An 18,174-nucleotide genomic window follows, 5' to 3' on the forward strand; every position below is an offset into this window, starting at 1 on the left:
GTTTTATTTAGGAGGTCTTGTTCAGGATCGCCGAGGCATGGGCCTTCAGGGCCTCGCCCTCGGAGGCAACGTCCCAGCGCCAGTAAAGGTCGCCGTTGACCAGCCCGTAGATCCGGGTGGCTGCCGAGTATTCCTTGGAATTCACGCCGCGCATCACCACATCGGTGCTCAACTGGATCTGCGGTCCCTTGATCTGCCCGTAGTACAGCTCGGCGATGCCTCCGGGGTGCACGATGGTGGCGGTGATATCGAAACCACCGGCGTCATTGCGCAGCTCCTCGACCTCGTCAGCGCTGCGAAGGGCCGGCACGATATCCGCCGGAATCAGGCCCGGACCGCCGTCGGCGTCGTTCAGGGGGCGGTCGAGGGCCCAGAATCCGGTCTCGACGGCCAGCGGCCGCAGGCGGGTGCCCTGCTCATCGGTGAGCCAGCTTTCCGCGGTGTACTGCAGGTACGGCAGGCCGTTCTGGGTGAACGTGACCTTCTGTGTGAAGTGCTCCGAATCAGCCTCGCCTTCGCCCAGCCGTCCGGAGCCCTCCCAGGTGCCGAGGAGCCAGGACAGCGGTACCAGTTCCGGGGTCAGATCGGTGGGGATCTCCATTGGCATGGTGGAACCTGTCCTTCGATGTAACGGGTGGCTGGTGCCGGCGGGCGAAGCCGGTGCTTACTTCCGGGTGTTTACTTCTGGCCGGTGCTTACTTCTGGCCCTTGTACAGGCGGGAGATAACCAGTGCAGCGAATCCGGCCATCGCGAGGCCGGTGATGCCCAGCAGGGCAATAAAGAAAATTTCGAGAGCAACCATGGCTACATCCTAACGCGCGGGAGGAACAGTTTCCTTCCCGCCATTCGATCATGACAGGGACCTGCGGGCCAAACCCCGTTGAGGGGTCGAACGCCGCAGCCCCGCGCAACCGGTCAGGGAATGCAGCTGCTCAGAAGCCCAGGAGCCGTCCGAGGAAGTAGACGACGGATCCGAGTGTAACCACCGGGGCCAGGCCGAGCGCCAGTCGTCCTGCAGCGTTGGAAGCATCATTGCGGGAAAGTGCCAGCCGGCGGAACGCCATCACGACGGCGGCGATCACCACGCCGCTGAACGCTGCTGCCGGCCAGGAAACGCCGGCCACAGCCAGGGCCACCAGGGCTGCGGTCAGTCCGCCGGCGAGCAGGCCCAGCGGGGCGGCCATCCGGTCCGGGAGCGGAATAAGCGTCACGGCAAGGGCCGCCAGTGCGGCGCTGCCGGCCATGCTCAGGAGCGCGGAATTCCCGTCGGTGCCGGCCAGACGGTCAGCGGCCACCCAGCCGGAGCCCATTGCGGTAACCAGCACGCCTGAGATGATGCCGACGATGGATTCGAGCCGGTGCGCCTGCCCGGTGCCGCGGAGCAGCTGGATCAGGAAGACCGCTCCGACGCCTACGGCGACGGCGGCCGGCAACCAGGTCAGCATGGCCGCGGCGGGCGCGAAGTACGCTGCCGCCACTGCTCCGGCGCCGACCAGGCCCAGGGTTGCGCCCTGTGTCTTGCGGGCAGGCACCCCTATCAGGTGCGGCCAGCAGACACCTGTGAGGACGGCGGCCAGACCGCTGATCACGGCCACCGCGGGCACGGACAGGTAGGAAGCGCTCACGATACCGATAATGGCAAGCGCCGCCGGCACCGCTAAGCTCCAAAGTTTCACCCTAGTTATCCTGCCTTATTACGGCGTCCAGAAGAAAAACGACAGGCCCGTTAGCTCGATGGGTATACTTTCGATCACTTCAAGCCAAGCGGATCGGCGAAGGAAACTGCCCGATGGTGTGCGCCCAACATTCGGAGGACCTATGTCGCACATTTTGCTTCTTACCAACAGCTCGGGTTCCTCGGTTAACGTCCTGCCTGCGCTGGAACTCCTGAACCACAAGGTCCACGTGGTGCCGGCGGAACCTACGGCCCTTCTGGACACCGATCCCAGTGACGTCATCCTGGTGGATGCCCGCAGGGATCTTGTTGGCGCGCGGTCCCTGACCCAGCTGCTGAAAGCCACGGGCCTGGGCACCCCGCTCATCCTGATCCTCACGGAGGGCGGGATGGCTGCCGTAGCCCCCAACTGGCTGGCTGACGACGTCATCCTCGATTCCGCGGGCCCGGCAGAGCTGGAAGCGCGGCTGCGCCTGGCAGCGGCCCGGGGCGCCGGAACAGCCGAGGCTCCCTCCACCGAGATCCGCGCCTCCGGCGTCGTCATTGACGAGGCAAGCTACACCGCCCGCGTGAACGGCACGGCCCTGAACCTGACCTATAAGGAGTTCGAACTCCTTAAGTACCTGGCGCAGCATCCCGGCCGCGTGTTCACCCGCGACCAACTGCTCCACGAGGTGTGGGGCTACGACTACTACGGCGGCACCCGGACCGTCGACGTCCATGTACGGCGGCTGCGGGCCAAGCTGGGACCGGACCATGAGACGCTGATCGGCACTGTGCGCAACGTCGGTTACCGGTTCACCCGCTCACGGGCCGAAACCACGGCAGCCGCCAGCCAGGACGCCTGAGCCCTGCTCCCGCGGCTGGTGCCCTGCGCAGGGGCACCAGCCGCGCTAGGCTTTCGGCATGAGTGAAGAACCGCAGACAGCCTGGCCCGTAGTCGAGACCCGCGGCACGCCCGAGCCCGCCGCCCTCGCCGACATCCTGCAACTGGCGTCCGCCGCGCAGGACTCGGACGGCAACCCGCCGCTGTCCGAGCAGACGCTCGTGGACCTGCGCTCCCCCGACGCCGATCCGGACACCCTCTCCGTCTTCACCACCTATGCCAGTGACTCCGGTTCCGACACCGGCAGCGGGCAATGGCTGGCCGGCGTCGCCGTCCTGGTATCCGAAACTCCGCAGGATCCGGGGGTGCTGGAACTGGTGGTACACCCGAACTACCGTAACCAGGGCGTCGGCACGGCCCTTGCCGCCGCGGTCCAGGATGCGGTGCGGAACAGCCCGTCCACCGGCGACGGCGACCCCCGGCCCGCTGCCTGGTCGCACGGAAACCACGAGGCGGCCGTGGAGCTGGCGGCCCGCTTCGGCTACCGTCCCGTCCGTGACCTGTGGAAGATGCGACTGAGCCGGTCCAGCGCCTCGCTGCCCGAAACGCAGTTCCCCGCAGGGGTATCGGTGCGCCCCTTCGAACCCGGCCATGATGAGCGGGCCTGGCTGGACGTCAACGCCGCGGCCTTTGCCCACCACCCGGAGCAGGGCTCCATGAGCCTTGCCGATCTGCAGGCCCGCATGGACGAGGACTGGTTTGACCCGGCCGGATTCCTCCTGGCCGTGGACGAGGAAGGCACGATCCTCGGATTCCACTGGACCAAGGTCCACCCCGGCACCGGAGGCCACCCGCCCATCGGCGAGGTGTATGTGGTCGGCGTAAACCCCGAGGCACAGGGCCGGGGGCTCGGCAAAGCCCTGACGGTAGCCGGAATCCAGCACCTGCACGCTGCGGGACTGGACGCCGTAATGCTGTACGTCGACGCCGACAACACCGCCGCCGTCGCCCTGTACCGCCGGCTCGGCTTCGTCCGCTGGGACCAGGACGTAATGTACGCACCCGCATAGGGTGCGCAGCTTGTAATGTTGTTTGCAGGGCCAGGCGGTCCGCCCGTAACGCCTGCCCTGATCCGCCGCCAGCACCTCAGGGAGACACTATGAGTTTCGATACCGACGCAGAGCCCCGCTCGACCTTCGGGTCCGCAGAGGCGATGTCGGCACCGCGGGCCACCCAGGACCGCATCGACATCCCGGACTTCGGTCCTGCCCTTGTTCCCAGCGGAGATATCACGCCGGAACGGTTCCTGGACCGGGAGATCAGCTGGCTGCACTTTAACGCCAGGGTCCTGGAACTCGCTGAAGACCCTGAGTTGTACCTGCTGGAACGGGTGAACTTCCTGTCCATCTTCGCCTCGAACCTGGACGAGTTCTTCATGGTCCGGGTAGCCGGCCTTAAGCGCCGCATCGCCACCGGACTGGCGGTTCCCTCCGCTGCAGGCCAGAGCCCGATTGAACAGCTCGAGGAAATCGTGGCGGCGGGCTACCGGCTGCAGCAGCGCCATGCGGACGTCTTCGCCAGCCAGATCCGGCCGGCGCTGGCGGAAGAGCAGATCTACCTGGTCAGCTGGGACGAACTGGACGACGCCGCCAAGGCGAGCCTGCACAAGCAGTTCGCTTCGAAGGTCTTCCCCATCCTGACTCCCCTTGCCGTGGACCCGGCCCACCCCTTCCCGTACATTTCCGGCCTCTCCCTGAACCTGGCCGTGGTGGTCCGCAACCCGGTCAGCGGCAAGGAATTCTTTGCACGCGTGAAGGTTCCGGACCAGCTCCCCCGCCTCATCTCCGTGGACGGGCCCCGCGCGGGCAACGTGGCCGGACGCACGGCCCGGTTCATCGCGCTTGAAGACATCATTGCCCAGCATCTGGACCAGCTCTTCCCGGGCATGGACGTTATTGAGCACTACACGTTCCGCGTGACCCGCAACGAAGACCTCGAGGTGGAAGAGGACGACGCCGAGAACCTCCTGCAGGCCCTGGAAAAGGAACTGCTGCGGCGCCGCTTCGGGCCGCCCGTGCGCCTGGAAGTTACCCCGGAGATGAACCCGAATATCCGGGAACTGCTCGAACGCGAGCTGGGCGTGGAAGCGGACGAAGTCTATGTCCTGCCCGCGCCGCTGGACCTACGCGGCCTTTCCCCGATCAGTCGGATCGACCGGCCGGACCTGCACTATCCGAAGCAGGTGCCGCACACCAACCGCCACCTGAAGGAGTCCGAGACTTCGAAGCCGGCGAACGTGTTCGCGGCCATGCGCCGTCGGGACATCCTCCTGCACCATCCGTACGATTCCTTCTCGACGTCCGTCCAGGCATTCCTGGAGCAGGCGGCCGCCGATCCGCGGGTGCAGGCCATCAAGCAGACGCTGTACCGCACCTCCGGCGATTCGCCCATCGTTGACGCCCTGATCGACGCCGCCGAGGCCGGCAAGCAGGTCCTGGCACTGGTGGAAATCAAGGCCCGGTTCGACGAACAGGCCAACATTTCCTGGGCGCGCAAGCTGGAGCAGGCCGGTGTGCACGTGGTCTACGGCATCGTGGGCCTGAAGACGCACTGCAAGCTGTCCCTGGTGGTCCGGCAGGAAGTGGACGGGCTGCGCCGCTACTGCCATATCGGCACGGGCAACTACCATCCGCGCACCGCCCGCTACTACGAGGACCTGGGCCTGCTGACCGCCAATGAGCAGGTGGGCGAAGACCTGACGAAGCTGTTCAACCAGCTCTCCGGCTACGCGCCGAAGTCCACGTTCAAGCGGCTGCTCGTGGCTCCGCGCTCGGTCCGGTCCGGACTGATTGACCGGATTGAGCGCGAGATCGCGAACAAGAAGGCCGGCCTCAGCGCACGCGTGATTATCAAGGTCAACTCCATGGTGGACGAGGCGATCATCGACTCCCTCTACCGTGCTTCCCAGGCCGGGGTCCGGGTGGACGTCATTGTCCGCGGAATCTGCTCGGTCCGTCCGGGTGTCCCCGGCCTGAGCGAGAACATCACCGTCCGCTCGGTGCTGGGCCGCTTCCTGGAGCACTCCCGGGTGTTCGCCTTTGCCAACGGCGGTGACCCGGTGGTCTTCATCGGATCGGCGGACATGATGCACCGCAATCTGGACCGCCGCGTGGAGGCCCTGGTCCAGCTGGTGGCCCGCGACGACGTCGCCGACCTGATCGGCCTGATGGACCGGTACATGGATCCCGGCACGGCAAGTTGGCATCTGGATCCGGAGGGCGCCTGGATCCGCCACCACAAGGACGAGGAAGGCAACCCGCTGCAGGACGTGCAGTCCTGGCTGCTGGCGTCCCGTTCCCGCCAGCGCTCCGTGGCTCGTCGCTGATGGAAGCAATTCAGTCCCCCGCCGCCGCTCCGGTCCAGGAAGACACCCCTGTCAAGGTAGTGGCTGCGGGTGCCCTGTGCTGGCGCGAACGGGAGGGCAAGCTGCAGGTCCTCATGATCCACCGTCCCCGGTATGACGACTGGTCCTGGCCCAAGGGCAAGCTCGATGAAGGCGAAACCACTCCGGAATGCGCCGTGCGGGAGGTCCGTGAGGAAGTGGGCCTGAGGATCAGCCTCGGCATTCCGCTGCCCTCCACGCTCTACCCGGTGGCTTCGGGCATGAAGATGGTGCACTACTGGGCTTCCCACGTGGACTCGGACAAGGCACGCCCGGACGGCAAGGAAGTGGACGGCACACGCTGGTGCACCCCGGAGGAAGCCGCCGAGGCACTCACCAACCCCACGGACAGACTGCCGTTGAAGGAACTGGCGGCGGCCTGGAACGAGCAGCGCCTGAGGACCTGGCCGCTGATCATTGTCCGGCATGCCAAGGCCAAGCCCCGGTCCGCGTGGACCCGGGCAGAAGGCGAACGTCCGCTGGTAGCTACGGGCCTGCGGCAGGCCATGGCGGTCTCCCGGCTGCTGGTGGCCTGGCGGCCCAAACGCGTGGTTTCCAGTCCCTGGGTGCGCTGCGTGCAGACCGTCCGCCCGTATGTGAAGGCGGAAGGCACCAAGTTCAAGACGGTTGACGCGCTTACCGAGCACAGTGCCAAGCGCAAGCCGGGCAAGGCCCGGAACGCCATTGAAGGCCTCTTCGACAAGGCCAAACCCGTGGCGGTGTGCACCCACCGGCCGGTGCTGCCCCTGGTCTTCGACGTGCTGGCGGGGCACATGCCCGTGGACATGGCCGACGGGCTGCCTGCCAAGGACCCGTACCTGGCACCCGGCGAGTCCGTGATCTGCCAGGTGAGCAGTGCGGATGAGGGACGGATTGTGTCCCTGGAAAAATACCGGGCCTTCGACGACTAGCACCGGCTGACCAGGGGCCGTTGTGGCACGCCTCGCATTCCCCCTGCCCGCGTGCCGACCTGAACTAGACTGGCCGGGTGAGCATTCCTACCCCGTATGAAGACCTGCTGCGCGACGTCATGGCCAACGGAACGCAGAAATCGGACCGCACCGGTACCGGCACGCGCAGCGTGTTCGGCCGCCAGATGCGCTTCGACCTGAGCGAGTCCTTTCCGCTGATCACCACCAAGCGGGTGCACTTCAAATCCGTGGCCCTTGAGCTGCTCTGGTTCCTGCGCGGCGACTCCAATGTGCGCTGGCTGCAGGAACAAGGTGTCAGCATCTGGGATGAGTGGGCGGACGAGGACGGCGAGCTCGGCCCGGTCTACGGCGTCCAGTGGCGCTCCTGGCCCACACCCGACGGCGGGCATATCGACCAGATTGCGAAACTGGTCGAAGGCATCCGGAAGAACCCGGATTCCCGCCGCCACATCGTCACGGCCTGGAACCCGGCCGAAGTGGAGAACATGGCCCTGCCGCCCTGCCACGCCCTGTTCCAGTTCTACGTGGCGGACGGGAAGCTGTCCTGCCAGCTGTACCAGCGCTCCGCGGACACCTTCCTCGGGGTCCCGTTCAACATCGCCTCCTACGCGCTCCTCACGTTGATGGTGGCCCAGCAGACCGGGCTGGAGCCCGGCGAATTTGTCTGGAGCGGCGGCGACGTCCACATTTACGACAACCATGTGGACCAGGTCCGTGAACAGCTCAGCCGGGAGCCCTTCCCGTACCCGAAGCTGCGGATCCGCCGTACTCCCGAGAGCATCTTCGACTACACCCTTGAGGACTTCGAGGTCCTCGATTACCGGCACCACCCCGGTATCAAAGCTCCGATCGCCGTTTGAGAGGACAACCATGACCGAGTCCCTTCCCGTAACAACTACTGCCGCCCCGGCCGGCCCCACCCGTTACTTCCCGGTAGGCGGCGGCTCCGGTGAGGGCGCGGACCTGGGCCAGGTCCTCCAGGAGCGCGGCACGGTACCCGAGGGTGAACCCGTCATTGGCATGGTGTGGGCCCAGACCGTTGACGGCGTCATCGGACGCGACGGCGGCATGCCGTGGCACCTGCCCGAGGACATGGCGCACTTCAAGGCGACGACGGCGGGACACCCGGTCATCATGGGCCGCCGCACCTGGGAGTCCTTCCCTGCTGCCTACCGTCCGCTGCCCGGGCGGACAAACATCATCGTGTCCTCCAGTGCCGCACTGCGGGACGAAGCCGCGGAGGCCGGCGCCGTCGTCGTCGGCTCCCTCGAGGATGCCCTGCCCCTGGCCCGAACCAGTTCCGGGAGCACGGAAATCTGGATCATCGGAGGTGCACAGCTGTATGAAGCAGCCGTTTCCGTGGCCAATACCGCGGTGGTGACGGTCATCGACGTGGAAACCGAAGGCGACACGTTCGCCCCGGCACTGGGCCAGGACTGGACCTTCAGCGGTGTCAGTCCTGCCGCCGACTGGTACACGTCTTCCAACGGCACCCGCTACCGGATTGCCCTCTGGACACGGGACCGCGGGGAAGACGACCGTGACGGACACAACCAAGACGCGGCGGACCCGCTGGCCTAGAGTGGAAACCATGACTTCTTCCTCCATTCCCGCTTTTCCCAGTGCAGGTTTCGTCGGCTGGCGCGGCATGGTCGGTTCCGTCCTGATGCAGCGCATGCAGGACGAGGGCGACTTCGAGCTGGTCAACCCGGTGTTCTTCTCGACCTCCAACGCCGGCGGCAACGCGCCGTCCTTCGCGGCCGGAGCTGAACCGCTGCAGGATGCGTACGACGTCGACGCGCTGGCCAAGCTGCCGATCATCGTCACCGCCCAGGGCGGCGACTATACGGCGGAGATCTTCCCGAAGCTGCGCGCCGCCGGCTGGGACGGCATCTGGATTGACGCCGCTTCCACGCTGCGCATGGACGACGACGCGATCATCGTGCTGGATCCGGTCAACCGTGACGTGATTGACGCGGGCCTGGCCCGCGGCGTGAAGAACTTCGTGGGTGGAAACTGCACCGTGTCCTGCATGCTGATGGGCCTCGGCGGACTGTTCCGCAACGGCCTGGTCGAGTGGGGCACGTCCATGACCTACCAGGCAGCCTCCGGCGGCGGCGCCCGGCACATGCGTGAACTGCTGAACCAGTTCGGTGCGCTGAACGCTGCGGTGGCGCCCAACCTCGCCGATCCGGCGTCGGCCATCCTGGAGATTGACCGCGCCGTCCTGGCCCAGCAGAAAAACCCGTCCATGGACTCCTCCCAGTTCGGCGTGCCGCTGGCCGGTTCGGTGATCCCCTGGATCGATGCGGACCTCGGTAACGGCATGTCCAAGGAAGAGTGGAAGGGCGGTGCGGAAACCAACAAGATCCTGGGCCGCGGGACCGACGGACGGATACCGTTTGACGGGCTGTGCGTTCGGATCGGCGCCATGCGTTCCCACTCCCAGGCCCTGACCCTGAAGCTGACCGAGGACCTTTCCGTGGCCGAGATCGAGAAGATCATCGACGCGGACAATGAATGGTCCAAGGTGGTGCCCAATACCAAGGAAGCCACCATGGTCGAGCTGACTCCGGTGGCGGTCACCGGCACGCTGGACATCCCGGTGGGCCGCATCCGCAAGCTGGAAATGGGTCCGGAGTACATCAGCGCCTTCACCATCGGCGACCAGCTGCTCTGGGGCGCCGCCGAACCGCTGCGCCGGATGCTGCGCATCGCCACCGGCAACCTCTGATTCTCGGTTCCCGTACCGGGTCCGCTCCCCCGTGGAGCGGACCCGCGCTGCGTTAACGGGCGTTGGTTCCCAAAACCGGTTGGCGGCTTGAAACCGGGATGCCTGAAAAATGTCAGTGCCGGGTGGCATGTTGTCCGCATGGAGAAGCAAAGCGTGGATCTCGTCCTTAACACTTTCTTCGCCTTCAGCTGTGCCGGCAAGCAGACCCCCACCCGCGCCCGCTATCTCCGCGTGGCGCTCCAGCTGCGCCGGTATCTCGAGGCCGAGGGCGCACGCATCCTCTGCGCCGAGGACCAGGCGCTGCTGGCGCTTGAGCGGAGCCTTGAGCCGGAAGCGGCCTTCGCCCGGCTGTTCGGCGCCCACGAGCTCGCCTATGCCCTCAGCGGTTTCCTGGAGCCGGAGTGGCTGCTGCCTGATCTGCAGGACCGGCGCACCCAGGTGGCCCTGACGCCCCGGCTGATCCAGTGGCTGTGCAACAGCTGCCTGCTGGATCCGGGCCGGGACCGCCCGGCCATCCGGAGTGCGCGGGCAGCGGCTGCCGAGGCACGGAAAGGCCCTGCGCGGAAGGGACCTGCACGCAAGGGGTTTGCGGAGGAAGGACCTGGACCGCCGGGACCCGCGCTCGGCGACAATCCCGGCGGCTGAGTCCTGCCGTGCCCCAGACCGCTACAGCGCGCAGTTCACCAGCAGGGGCTCGGGGTGGAGCCGGATGCCGAAAGCCTTCTCCACGCCGGCAGCAACCGCACGGGCCACCACCAGCAGGTCCTCGGCGGAGGCGTCGCCGCGGTTGGTGACGGCCAGGGTGTGCTTGGTGGACAGCGAGGCCCGCCCGCCGGTGCCGTCCTCGGGGGCCAGCCCGAAGCCCTTGCGGAAACCGGCGTGGCTGATCAGCCACGCGGCGCTGAGCTTCACCTTGCCGGGTTCCGCCACCGGGTAGCGGGGAGCGTCTGCCGGCAGCGCGGCTGCGGTTTCCTCATCAACGATGGGGTTGGTGAAGAACGAACCGGTGCTGTAGGTGTCCGGGTCCGAGGCGTCCAGGACCATGCCCTTCCCCGCCCGCAGCCGGAGGACTTCGCGGCGCACGTCCACGGCGTCGGCACGCTCGCCGATCTCCACTCCCAGAGCCCGGGCGAGCTCGGCGTAGCGGACCGGAGCGCTGGTGGACCCCTTGGAGAGGGCGAACTCCACGGTCAGCACCACGTAGCGGGGAGAGCCGTTTTTCGTGCTCCGCTTGAGCACCGAATCCCGGTAGCCGAATTCGAGATCGGCGTTGGCGAATTCCACTACCGTGCGCTCTGTGCGGTCCCAGGCCCGCACCGAAGTGATGGCCTGCGAGACGTCGGCGCCGTAGGCACCCACGTTCTGCACCGGCGTCGCTCCGGCCAGCCCCGGAATACCGGAAAGCGCCTCCAGGCCGGAGTAGCCCTCCGACAGGGTGTACGCCACCAGTTCGTCCCACGGGTGCCCGGCCTCTGCGCGCAGGACGGCAGTTCCGTCCCCGGCCTCCCGGATGTCCAGTCCGCGGCTGGCAATGTGGATGACGGCGCCGTCGAAACCTTCGTCGGAGATCAACAGGTTGGAACCGCCGCCGATGATGAGCAGCGGCTCCCCGGCCTCATCCGCGGCGCGGACGGCGATGATGAGTTCGTCTTCGGTTTCTGCTTCCAGGTAGCGGCGGGCCGGTCCGCCTACGCGTGCGGTGGTCAGGGATGCCAGCGGCATCCGGGTCAAAGCAGTCACCAGACCCGCACCACTGCCTGTGCCTTGACCAGCACCTTCTGTCCGTTGAAGGTCACGGTGAGATCCACGCGTGCCGTCGAGTTGTCCGCGTCGATGGCGCCGATGACACCGGCAACCTCCACGACCGCCCCGGGGGCGCCGTCGATGTCCTCCACCAGGACGGGACGGGTGAACCGCGTCTGGTAGTCGATCACTGCTCCCGGATCTCCGATCCAGTCGCTCACCAGCTGGACTGCGGTGCCCATGGTGAACATGCCGTGCGCTATGACGCCGGGCAGTTCCACCTCGCGGGCGAAGCGCTCGTTCCAATGGATGGGGTTGAAATCTCCGGAGGCACCGGCGTAGCGGACGAGGTCGGCGCGGGAGATTTCCAGCGCCGCGGAACCGATTTCGGCACCCTTGGACAGTTCACTCAGTGCAATGGACATAGCGGTTACTGCCCCTCTCCGCGGACGAGGATGGATGAAAGGGTGGTGGCTACCTGCTCGCCCTCGGTTGTGGAAATTTCCGCACGGGTGGTGATCAGGGCGCCGTCGCCCATAGCCCGCACGGAGTCCACGTGCAGCTCGGCCACCAGCTCGTCTCCGGCCACGATGGGACGGTGGTGGGTGAAGCGCTGATCGGCATGGACCACCCGGGAGAAGTCGATGCCTGCATCGGGATCGGCAACCAGCAGCGCGTCGGCACGCTGGGCAACGATGATGGCGAAGGTGGGCGGGGCAACGAGGTCTGCGTAGCCCAGGTCCTGGGCGCGGGCGACGTCGAAGTGGGCCGGGTTGGTGGCCTTGACGGCCGCAGCGAATTCGCGGATCTTCTCGCGGCCCACGGAGTACGCTGCCCCTGCCGGGTACGTGCGTCCCTGGAGTTGGGGGTTGATGCTCATTTTTTGCCCTCCATGCCCTTGATGCGGCTCCGGGTGTCCCTGGCGCGGATCACCATACCGCTCAGGTGCGTGCTCAGGCCCACCACAATCAGGGGAAGGGCGATGTACATCAGGACCTGGTTGTCCAGGACAGCTCCCAGAAGTACCAGCAGCACCCCGAGGCCGCTGAGCGCCAGGGCGCTCACGACAAGTTTCCGGTAGAGGGGCGAGCCGGTTTCCCAAGGGGTATTTAGCATGTCTTCAGAATACAGGCGCGGGCGGGAAGGGCCCGAAACGGTGCGCGCGCGGTTCCCGCTAGAACAGCGCGGCCTGCAGTGCAGGGACGGCTGTGCGGAAGCGACCGTACTGCAGCCGGCGGCCCTTCAGCCGGGACAGGTCCGCTGCAAACAGGGTTTCTTCGCCGTCCACCCGGACCAAGGCCGTTGCACCCAGGACGGCCTGGATGACCATGCCGTGCTCTCCGGATGCCGGGTCGCACGGATACAGCTCACACGGCGTTTCCAGCACGGTGGCGAACTGGGCCGGTGGTTCCCAGACTTCGTCGGCCGTCCGGAAACCGGTAACCGCCACGTCCGGCAGCATGGAACGCACCGACTCCGCGGCCTCGGCGTTGCGGGCGTCCAGTTCCGCGGCGGCCAGGGGCCGGGCCAGCGCCGCTGTTTTGGTTCCCGCCCGGACTGCCTGCTGCAGGCCGACCACGGCCGTCACGGCGTCTTCGAGCACCCGCACCACCAGTCCGTCGCCGGCACGGGCGACATATCGGGCGCGGACTGCCCCCTGCTCAATCAGGCGGAGCTGCTTGCGCCCGTCCGCGGCAGTGCCGACCTTGGTGGATCCGTCGGCGAAAGTGGCCACGTACAGCCAGTGCGGCTGATCCAGGTAGCGCCGGAGCGCGTCGGGGATGCTGTCCACCCGATGGCTGTTGTGGATGCCGCGCACCTCGTCCCGGATGAAGCAGCTGCTGCACTGATAACCGCGCTCGGCAGGAGCCTGGCCTGGACAGGGAGTGTGGGACTGGACGCCGTCGTCGTTCACCTGCCAGGAGCCGAGGCAGAACTTCTCGTTGCCGCTGGCGTCCGCCAGGACACGGAACCGGAGTTCGGTGCCCGGAGCGAGCGGCTGCTTTTCGGCCTGCCCGCTGGGAATGTGCAGTGCCAGGTTCGGACCGGACGTGTCCCAGGAGGTCCCCGAACACAGGAACCTGCCGGCGTCGGCGGATGCTGCGGTGCCCCCGGCTGCAGGCATGGTGGACCTCCCGGATAACGCCAAAAGGGTGGGATAACGTTTTTCACGTTACCCCACCCTTCGGCGGTGTTTCGGGAGGTGTCAGGCGTGCTGGCCCGCGTGTTCCCCTTCGGCGATTTCCTCAACGAGCTTGTCGTTGAAAGCCGGCAGATCGTCCGGGTTGCGGCTGGTGACGAACCCCTGGTCCACCACCACTTCCTCGTCGGTCCAGTTCGCGCCGGCGTTCTTCAGGTCCGTTGCCAGCGTGTGGTAGGACGTCAGGTCGCGGCCCTTGACGACGCCGGCCTCGATCAGCAGCCACGGGCCGTGGCAGATGGAAGCCACGGGCTTGTGCGCCTCGAAGAAGGCACGGGCAAACTGCTGGGCGTTCTTGTCCACGCGGAGGAAGTCTGCGTTGACGACGCCGCCGGGCAGGACAAGGGCGTCGAAGTCGCCTGCGTCGGCGTCGGCCACGTCCAGGTCGACGGTGAAGGTTTCACCCTTGTCCATGCCGTCGAAGCCCTGGACGGTGCCCTTCTTCGGGGACACGAGGACCGGCTCGCCGCCGGCGTTCTTGACTGCTTCCCAGGGGCTGGTCAACTCAATCTGCTCCACGCCGTCGGTGAGGAGGAAAGCTACCTTCTTGCCGGAAATATCGTGCTCTGCCATGGTGACTCCGTTCGTTTCAGCTGCGGCCGGAAAACCTGCGGGCCGCAGCGATGCTTCTACGGTGGTGGTGCCTGGATCGGGAAACCTTTCGGTTTTCCGCTACGCCCACCCTATGGAGAACCGGCAATGATAAGCAACCTTAGTGGACTGTCGGAGCGGCGCGGCGGTGCGCGGCCACCGGCCCAGGGCAAACAAAAAGGGCAGGTACCGGAAGATTGAAATCTTCAGGACCTGCCCTGTTTGTAGCGGTGGGGAGGCTCGATCTCCCGACCTCACGATTATGAGTCGTGCGCTCTAACCAACTGAGCTACACCGCCAAAATGAGTAAAGCCCGCCCTACATAGGCCTCTGCAAAAACAAACAGCCTTAGCAACGCGGGCCCTCCCATTGAGAGCCCCGACCGGGAATCGATCCCGGGACCTCCATCTTACCAAGATGGCGCTCTACCACTGAGCTATCGGGGCAACGACATAAAACTCTACCAGCACTTTTCAGGAACATGAAATCGAGATGGACCGTTTGGCCCAAAGGTGACCAGCGACACTTTCTGCCCGCCCGACACGCCGTTCCGTGCGGCAAAAAAGGTCAAATCCTGCCCTGTTTATCAGTATGCTTATGCTACGAGAAAGCGAGGGCACGTGAGCATAGTGCCGAACCATGTTTCAGAAGGTCTCTTCCTGGGTGGAAGATACCGGCTCCTGAATCAAATCGGGGCAGGTGCCATGGGCACCGTCCACCGGGCCAAGGACGAGTTCCTGGACCGGGACGTAGCGGTGAAGATCATCCGCCCGTCAGCCACCAGTGAGATCGACCTGCGGCGCAGTGACGCCGAGGCCAAGATCCTGGCGCGCCTGAACCACCACAGCCTGGTCACCCTGCTGGATGCCGGATCGGACACGTCCAACCCGGAATCGCCGCTGATCTACCTCGTGATGGAACTTGTCCAGGGCCTCGATCTGCGCGAACGGCTGAAAGAGGGCCGGCTGCCCCGCCGCCAGGCCGCGATGCTCGGCTACGACCTCGCCATCGGACTGGAGTACATCCACGACAACGGCGTGGTGCACCGGGACGTCAAGCCCGCGAACATCATGCTGTTCGACTACCGCAGCGCCGATGCCCGGCTCCGGGCCAAGCTCACCGACTTCGGCGTTGCCTTCGTGTCCGGCGACCCGCAGTCGCAGCACGGCACCTTCTCCGGCACCGCGGCGTTCATGAGCCCCGAGCAGGCCCGCGGCGAACAGGCCGGACCGTCCAGCGATGTGTATTCGCTGGGCCTGGTACTGCTGCAGTGCCTCACGGGAGAGCCGGCCTTCCCCGGCCCCGCCCTGGAGAGTGCCCTCGCGCGCCTTCTCCGGGACCCTGAGATCCCCGCAGAGCTGGGAGCGGACTGGGTGTCCCTGCTGCGCGCCATGACCGCTCAGGACGCTGCAGGGCGTCCCAGCGCCCACGACGTCTCCCAGGTCCTGTATGACATGATCATCGCCGCGCGCGGCCGGCACCGGGTTGACCCGGAGATCCTGCCCGCCGACGAAGCCCAGCGGATGGACGCGGTCCGCCGCTATGACCTGCTGGACACTCCCCCTGACGGTGCCTTCGACCGGGTCACGGCCCTGGCCTCCCGCCTCTTCGACGTCCCCGTGGCAATCGTCAGCGTGGTGGACACCGACCGGATCTGGTTCAAGTCCCACCACGGCACCGACGCCGTCGAGATCGGCCGCGATCCCGGCCTGTGCGCCTCCGCCATCCTGCAGGACAGCGTGTATGTGGTCGACGACGCCCGGCAGGATCCGCGAACGCTGGCCAACCCGCTGGTGGCCGGAGACTTCGGCCTGCAGTTCTACGCCGGCGTTCCGCTGCAGACCAGTGACGGGTTCAATCTGGGCACGCTCTGCATCCTGGATACGAAGACGCGCACTTTCTCCCCCGAGGATGCGGCAACACTCTCGGACCTGGCCGCGATTGTTATGAATGACCTGGAAATGCGCCTCGAAAGCCGCCGCGCAGGCGGGTCGGTCCACTAGCCGGAGCTGCAACCCGGCGCCACAGGGCATAACAAGAAGGACGCCTCCCGCAGCGGGAGGCGTCCTTCTTGTTATACGGAGTTGCGCTGCGGCGCCTTAGGTTCCGGCGCCGCAGGCTTCCTAGTCGCGGAAGCGGGGCTTGCGGGCACCGGCAGCGGCGCTGTCGCGGAAGCCGCCTTCACGCTTCTTGAACGGGCGGTCGCTGCCGCGGTCCCCGAAGGAACGCTCGCCGTCGCGCTTCTTGAAATCCTTCTTGAATCCGCCACGGTCGGCGCGGTCGTTGAAGCTGCCGCCGCCTTCACGCTCGCGGGCCGGCTTGCGTCCCTTGTCCAGCTCGAGGTGGATCAGTTCGCCGCCGATCCGGGTGCGGGACAGGGCGCGCAGCTGGTCCTTGGACAGATCTGCAGGCAGTTCCACCAGGGTGTGGTCTGCACGGATGTCGATGCCGCCGATCTGCGCGGAGGACAGGCCGCCCTCGTTGGCGATGGCGCCGACAATCGAACCGGGCAGCACGCGCTGGCGGCGGCCGACGGCGATGCGGTACGTTGCATTGCCTTCGGTCAGCGGGCGCGTCGGGCCGCGTGAGCCGACGCCGTCGTTGCGGCCTTCGGAACGCTCGCGCTGGCGGGCGGGAGCCTGTGCGACTTCCTGCAGCAGCAGCGGGCGTCCGGCCTGTGCCATGACGGCAAGGGCTGCGGCAACCTCTTCGGCGGGCACGTCGTGCTCGGCGATGTACTTGGTGACCAGGTCCTTGAATACCGAGATGTCTTCGGAAGTACGGGTTTCCGTGATCTTCTCGGAGAACTTGGCCAGGCGCTTCTCGTTGACGATGTCGACGCTGGGAAGCTGCATGTGCTCAACCGGCTGGCGTGTTGCCTTTTCAATGGCCCGCAGCAGGTACTTCTCGCGCGGGGTCATGAACAGGATGGCGTCGCCGGTGCGTCCTGCACGGCCGGTGCGGCCGATGCGGTGGACGTAGGACTCGGTGTCGTGCGGGATGTCGTAGTTGACGACGTGGCTGATGCGCTCGACGTCGAGGCCGCGGGCGGCAACATCCGTGGCAACCAGGATGTCGATCTTGCCGTCGCGGAGGGCCTCGACCGTGCGCTCACGCTGCTGCTGCGGGATGTCGCCGTTGATGGCGGCGGCGCTGTAGCCGCGGTCCTTGAGCTTGTCAGCCAGGTCTTCGGTGGCCGCCTTGGTCCGGACGAACGCGATAACGCCGTCGAACTCTTCGGTTTCCAGGATGCGGGTCATTGCATCCAGCTTGTGCGGGCCCATGACCTGCACGTAGCGCTGGCGGGTATTCGCACCGGTGGTGGTCTTGGACTTGACCGTGATTTCCGCAGCGTTGTTCAGGTACTTCTTGGCAATCTTGCGGATGGCCGGCGGCATGGTGGCGGAGAACAGTGCAACCTGCTTGCTCGCCGGAGTGGAGGAAAGGATCTGCTCCACGTCTTCGGCGAAGCCCATGCGCAGCATTTCGTCAGCCTCATCGAGCACCAGGTACTCGAGGTTGGACAGGTTCAGGGAACCCTTGGCGATGTGGTCAATCACACGGCCGGGGGTGCCCACAACAACCTGGGCGCCGCGGCGAAGGCCGTTGAGCTGGGGGCCGTAGGCGGAACCGCCGTAGACGGGAAGCACGGTGATGCCATCCATGTGGACGGCGTAGGAAGTGAAGGCTTCTGCAGACTGCAGGGCCAGTTCACGGGTGGGTGCAAGCACCAGCACCTGGGTGTCCTTGGTTGCCGGGCGGCCGGCGAGCAGGGACAGGGCCGGAACGGCGAATGCCGCGGTCTTGCCGGTACCCGTCTGGGCCAGGCCGACGACGTCGCGGCCTTCGAGCAGCAGGGGGATGGTAGCTGCCTGGATGGGAGACGGCGTTACGTAGCCGACATCCTTCAGGGCTGCCAGGACGCGCTCGTCCAATCCGAAGTCACTGAACAGCACGGTGTTCTCTTCGGTTTCGGGAGCGGCATTTTCGACGTTGGTGTTTTCCAGCGTGGCTTCAGACAAGAGGTAAT

18 protein-coding genes and 2 tRNA genes are annotated in these 18,174 nt (G+C 66.3%); 9 read left to right on the top strand and 11 right to left on the bottom strand.

The window, feature by feature from the left end; genetic code table 11:
• Positions 1-7 precede the first annotated feature (7 nt).
• Positions 8-607, bottom strand: a complete 600-nt coding sequence (locus NNX35_RS02185; protein ID WP_255866845.1) for an FABP family protein — start codon at positions 605-607, stop codon at positions 8-10.
• Positions 608-933: 326 nt separating this feature from the next.
• A complete protein-coding gene (locus NNX35_RS02190) occupies positions 934-1,626 on the bottom strand; it encodes a hypothetical protein (protein WP_255764909.1) in 693 nt (230 codons plus the stop codon).
• Between the two features lie 193 nt (positions 1,627-1,819).
• Here NNX35_RS02190 and NNX35_RS02195 point away from each other — a divergent pair, with 193 nt between their 5' ends.
• From NNX35_RS02195 to NNX35_RS02230, 8 genes are all read left to right on the top strand, one after another.
• Positions 1,820-2,524, top strand: coding sequence for a response regulator transcription factor (locus tag NNX35_RS02195; protein ID WP_255764911.1), 705 nt, complete (start codon positions 1,820-1,822; stop codon positions 2,522-2,524).
• Positions 2,525-2,582: 58 nt separating this feature from the next.
• A complete protein-coding gene (gene mshD / locus NNX35_RS02200; protein WP_255866846.1) occupies positions 2,583-3,572 on the top strand; it encodes a mycothiol synthase in 990 nt (329 codons plus the stop codon).
• Positions 3,573-3,661: 89 nt separating this feature from the next.
• Positions 3,662-5,887 (top strand): RNA degradosome polyphosphate kinase, encoded by a 2,226-nt coding sequence (locus NNX35_RS02205; protein ID WP_255764913.1) that lies wholly within the window; start codon positions 3,662-3,664, stop codon positions 5,885-5,887.
• Entirely contained in the window at positions 5,887-6,855 is a 969-nt protein-coding gene (locus tag NNX35_RS02210) for an NUDIX hydrolase (protein ID WP_255764914.1), read from the top strand. Before NNX35_RS02205 ends, NNX35_RS02210 begins: the two co-directional genes overlap by 1 nt.
• A 77-nt stretch (positions 6,856-6,932) precedes the next feature.
• Positions 6,933-7,736, top strand: a complete 804-nt coding sequence (locus NNX35_RS02215; RefSeq protein WP_255764915.1) for a thymidylate synthase — start codon at positions 6,933-6,935, stop codon at positions 7,734-7,736.
• Positions 7,737-7,746: 10 nt separating this feature from the next.
• Positions 7,747-8,457: a dihydrofolate reductase gene (locus NNX35_RS02220; RefSeq protein WP_255866847.1), complete on the top strand. Its 711-nt coding sequence runs from the start codon at positions 7,747-7,749 to the stop codon at positions 8,455-8,457.
• A 10-nt stretch (positions 8,458-8,467) separates the two neighbouring features.
• Positions 8,468-9,610 carry an aspartate-semialdehyde dehydrogenase gene (gene asd / locus NNX35_RS02225; RefSeq protein WP_255866848.1) on the top strand — a complete coding sequence of 381 codons (1,143 nt, stop codon included), beginning with the start codon at positions 8,468-8,470 and terminating at the stop codon, positions 9,608-9,610.
• A gap of 138 nt (positions 9,611-9,748) precedes the next feature.
• The gene (locus tag NNX35_RS02230; RefSeq protein WP_255866849.1) at positions 9,749-10,255 is read left to right on the top strand and encodes a hypothetical protein; all 507 of its coding nucleotides are present in this window, start codon (positions 9,749-9,751) and stop codon (positions 10,253-10,255) included.
• A 21-nt stretch (positions 10,256-10,276) separates the two neighbouring features.
• Here the strand turns inward: NNX35_RS02230 and NNX35_RS02235 are convergent, their stop codons facing one another.
• From NNX35_RS02235 to NNX35_RS02270, 8 genes are all read right to left on the bottom strand, one after another.
• On the bottom strand, positions 10,277-11,341 hold the full coding sequence (locus NNX35_RS02235; protein WP_255867298.1) for a UDP-N-acetylmuramate dehydrogenase: 1,065 nt from the start codon (positions 11,339-11,341) through the stop codon (positions 10,277-10,279).
• Positions 11,342-11,346: 5 nt separating this feature from the next.
• Positions 11,347-11,778, bottom strand: coding sequence for a MaoC family dehydratase (locus NNX35_RS02240; RefSeq protein ID WP_255764919.1), 432 nt, complete (start codon positions 11,776-11,778; stop codon positions 11,347-11,349).
• A gap of 5 nt (positions 11,779-11,783) precedes the next feature.
• Positions 11,784-12,233: a MaoC family dehydratase N-terminal domain-containing protein gene (locus tag NNX35_RS02245; protein WP_255764920.1), complete on the bottom strand. Its 450-nt coding sequence runs from the start codon at positions 12,231-12,233 to the stop codon at positions 11,784-11,786.
• A complete protein-coding gene (locus NNX35_RS02250) occupies positions 12,230-12,469 on the bottom strand; it encodes a hypothetical protein (RefSeq protein WP_255866850.1) in 240 nt (79 codons plus the stop codon). The genes NNX35_RS02245 and NNX35_RS02250 overlap by 4 nt, the downstream gene beginning before the upstream one ends.
• Before the next feature lie 58 nt (positions 12,470-12,527).
• A complete protein-coding gene (locus NNX35_RS02255) occupies positions 12,528-13,478 on the bottom strand; it encodes a DUF2797 domain-containing protein (RefSeq protein WP_255866851.1) in 951 nt (316 codons plus the stop codon).
• An 81-nt stretch (positions 13,479-13,559) separates the two neighbouring features.
• The gene (locus tag NNX35_RS02260) at positions 13,560-14,126 is read right to left on the bottom strand and encodes a type 1 glutamine amidotransferase domain-containing protein (RefSeq protein ID WP_255866852.1); all 567 of its coding nucleotides are present in this window, start codon (positions 14,124-14,126) and stop codon (positions 13,560-13,562) included.
• Positions 14,127-14,369: 243 nt separating this feature from the next.
• Positions 14,370-14,443 (bottom strand) — tRNA-Met (locus NNX35_RS02265).
• Positions 14,444-14,518: 75 nt separating this feature from the next.
• Positions 14,519-14,590: transfer RNA gene (locus NNX35_RS02270), tRNA-Thr, on the bottom strand.
• Between the two features lie 183 nt (positions 14,591-14,773).
• Here NNX35_RS02270 and NNX35_RS02275 point away from each other — a divergent pair.
• Positions 14,774-16,147, top strand: coding sequence for a protein kinase (locus NNX35_RS02275; RefSeq protein WP_255765703.1), 1,374 nt, complete (start codon positions 14,774-14,776; stop codon positions 16,145-16,147).
• Between the two features lie 120 nt (positions 16,148-16,267).
• On the opposite strand, the gene NNX35_RS02280 is transcribed toward NNX35_RS02275, so the two are convergent.
• Complete coding sequence (locus tag NNX35_RS02280) at positions 16,268-18,166, bottom strand: DEAD/DEAH box helicase (protein ID WP_304659652.1); 1,899 nt, start codon at positions 18,164-18,166, stop codon at positions 16,268-16,270.
• Positions 18,167-18,174 lie beyond the last annotated feature (8 nt).

The organism is Arthrobacter sp. zg-Y844 (genome assembly GCF_024385465.1).
GTDB lineage: Bacteria > Actinomycetota > Actinomycetes > Actinomycetales > Micrococcaceae > Arthrobacter_B.

Excerpts from the sequence above, each read along its gene's own strand:
- NNX35_RS02185 (WP_255866845.1), bottom strand. The coding sequence starts at position 607 with ATGCCAATGGAGATCCCCACCGATCTGACCCCGGAACTGGTACCGCTG.
- NNX35_RS02195 (WP_255764911.1), top strand. The coding sequence starts at position 1,820 with ATGTCGCACATTTTGCTTCTTACCAACAGCTCGGGTTCCTCGGTTAAC.
- mshD (WP_255866846.1), top strand. The coding sequence starts at position 2,583 with ATGAGTGAAGAACCGCAGACAGCCTGGCCCGTAGTCGAGACCCGCGGC.
- NNX35_RS02205 (WP_255764913.1), top strand. The coding sequence starts at position 3,662 with ATGAGTTTCGATACCGACGCAGAGCCCCGCTCGACCTTCGGGTCCGCA.
- NNX35_RS02210 (WP_255764914.1), top strand. The coding sequence starts at position 5,887 with ATGGAAGCAATTCAGTCCCCCGCCGCCGCTCCGGTCCAGGAAGACACC.
- NNX35_RS02220 (WP_255866847.1), top strand. The coding sequence starts at position 7,747 with ATGACCGAGTCCCTTCCCGTAACAACTACTGCCGCCCCGGCCGGCCCC.
- asd (WP_255866848.1), top strand. The coding sequence starts at position 8,468 with ATGACTTCTTCCTCCATTCCCGCTTTTCCCAGTGCAGGTTTCGTCGGC.
- NNX35_RS02230 (WP_255866849.1), top strand. The coding sequence starts at position 9,749 with ATGGAGAAGCAAAGCGTGGATCTCGTCCTTAACACTTTCTTCGCCTTC.
- NNX35_RS02240 (WP_255764919.1), bottom strand. The coding sequence starts at position 11,778 with ATGTCCATTGCACTGAGTGAACTGTCCAAGGGTGCCGAAATCGGTTCC.
- NNX35_RS02245 (WP_255764920.1), bottom strand. The coding sequence starts at position 12,233 with ATGAGCATCAACCCCCAACTCCAGGGACGCACGTACCCGGCAGGGGCA.
- NNX35_RS02250 (WP_255866850.1), bottom strand. The coding sequence starts at position 12,469 with ATGCTAAATACCCCTTGGGAAACCGGCTCGCCCCTCTACCGGAAACTT.
- NNX35_RS02255 (WP_255866851.1), bottom strand. The coding sequence starts at position 13,478 with ATGCCTGCAGCCGGGGGCACCGCAGCATCCGCCGACGCCGGCAGGTTC.
- NNX35_RS02260 (WP_255866852.1), bottom strand. The coding sequence starts at position 14,126 with ATGGCAGAGCACGATATTTCCGGCAAGAAGGTAGCTTTCCTCCTCACC.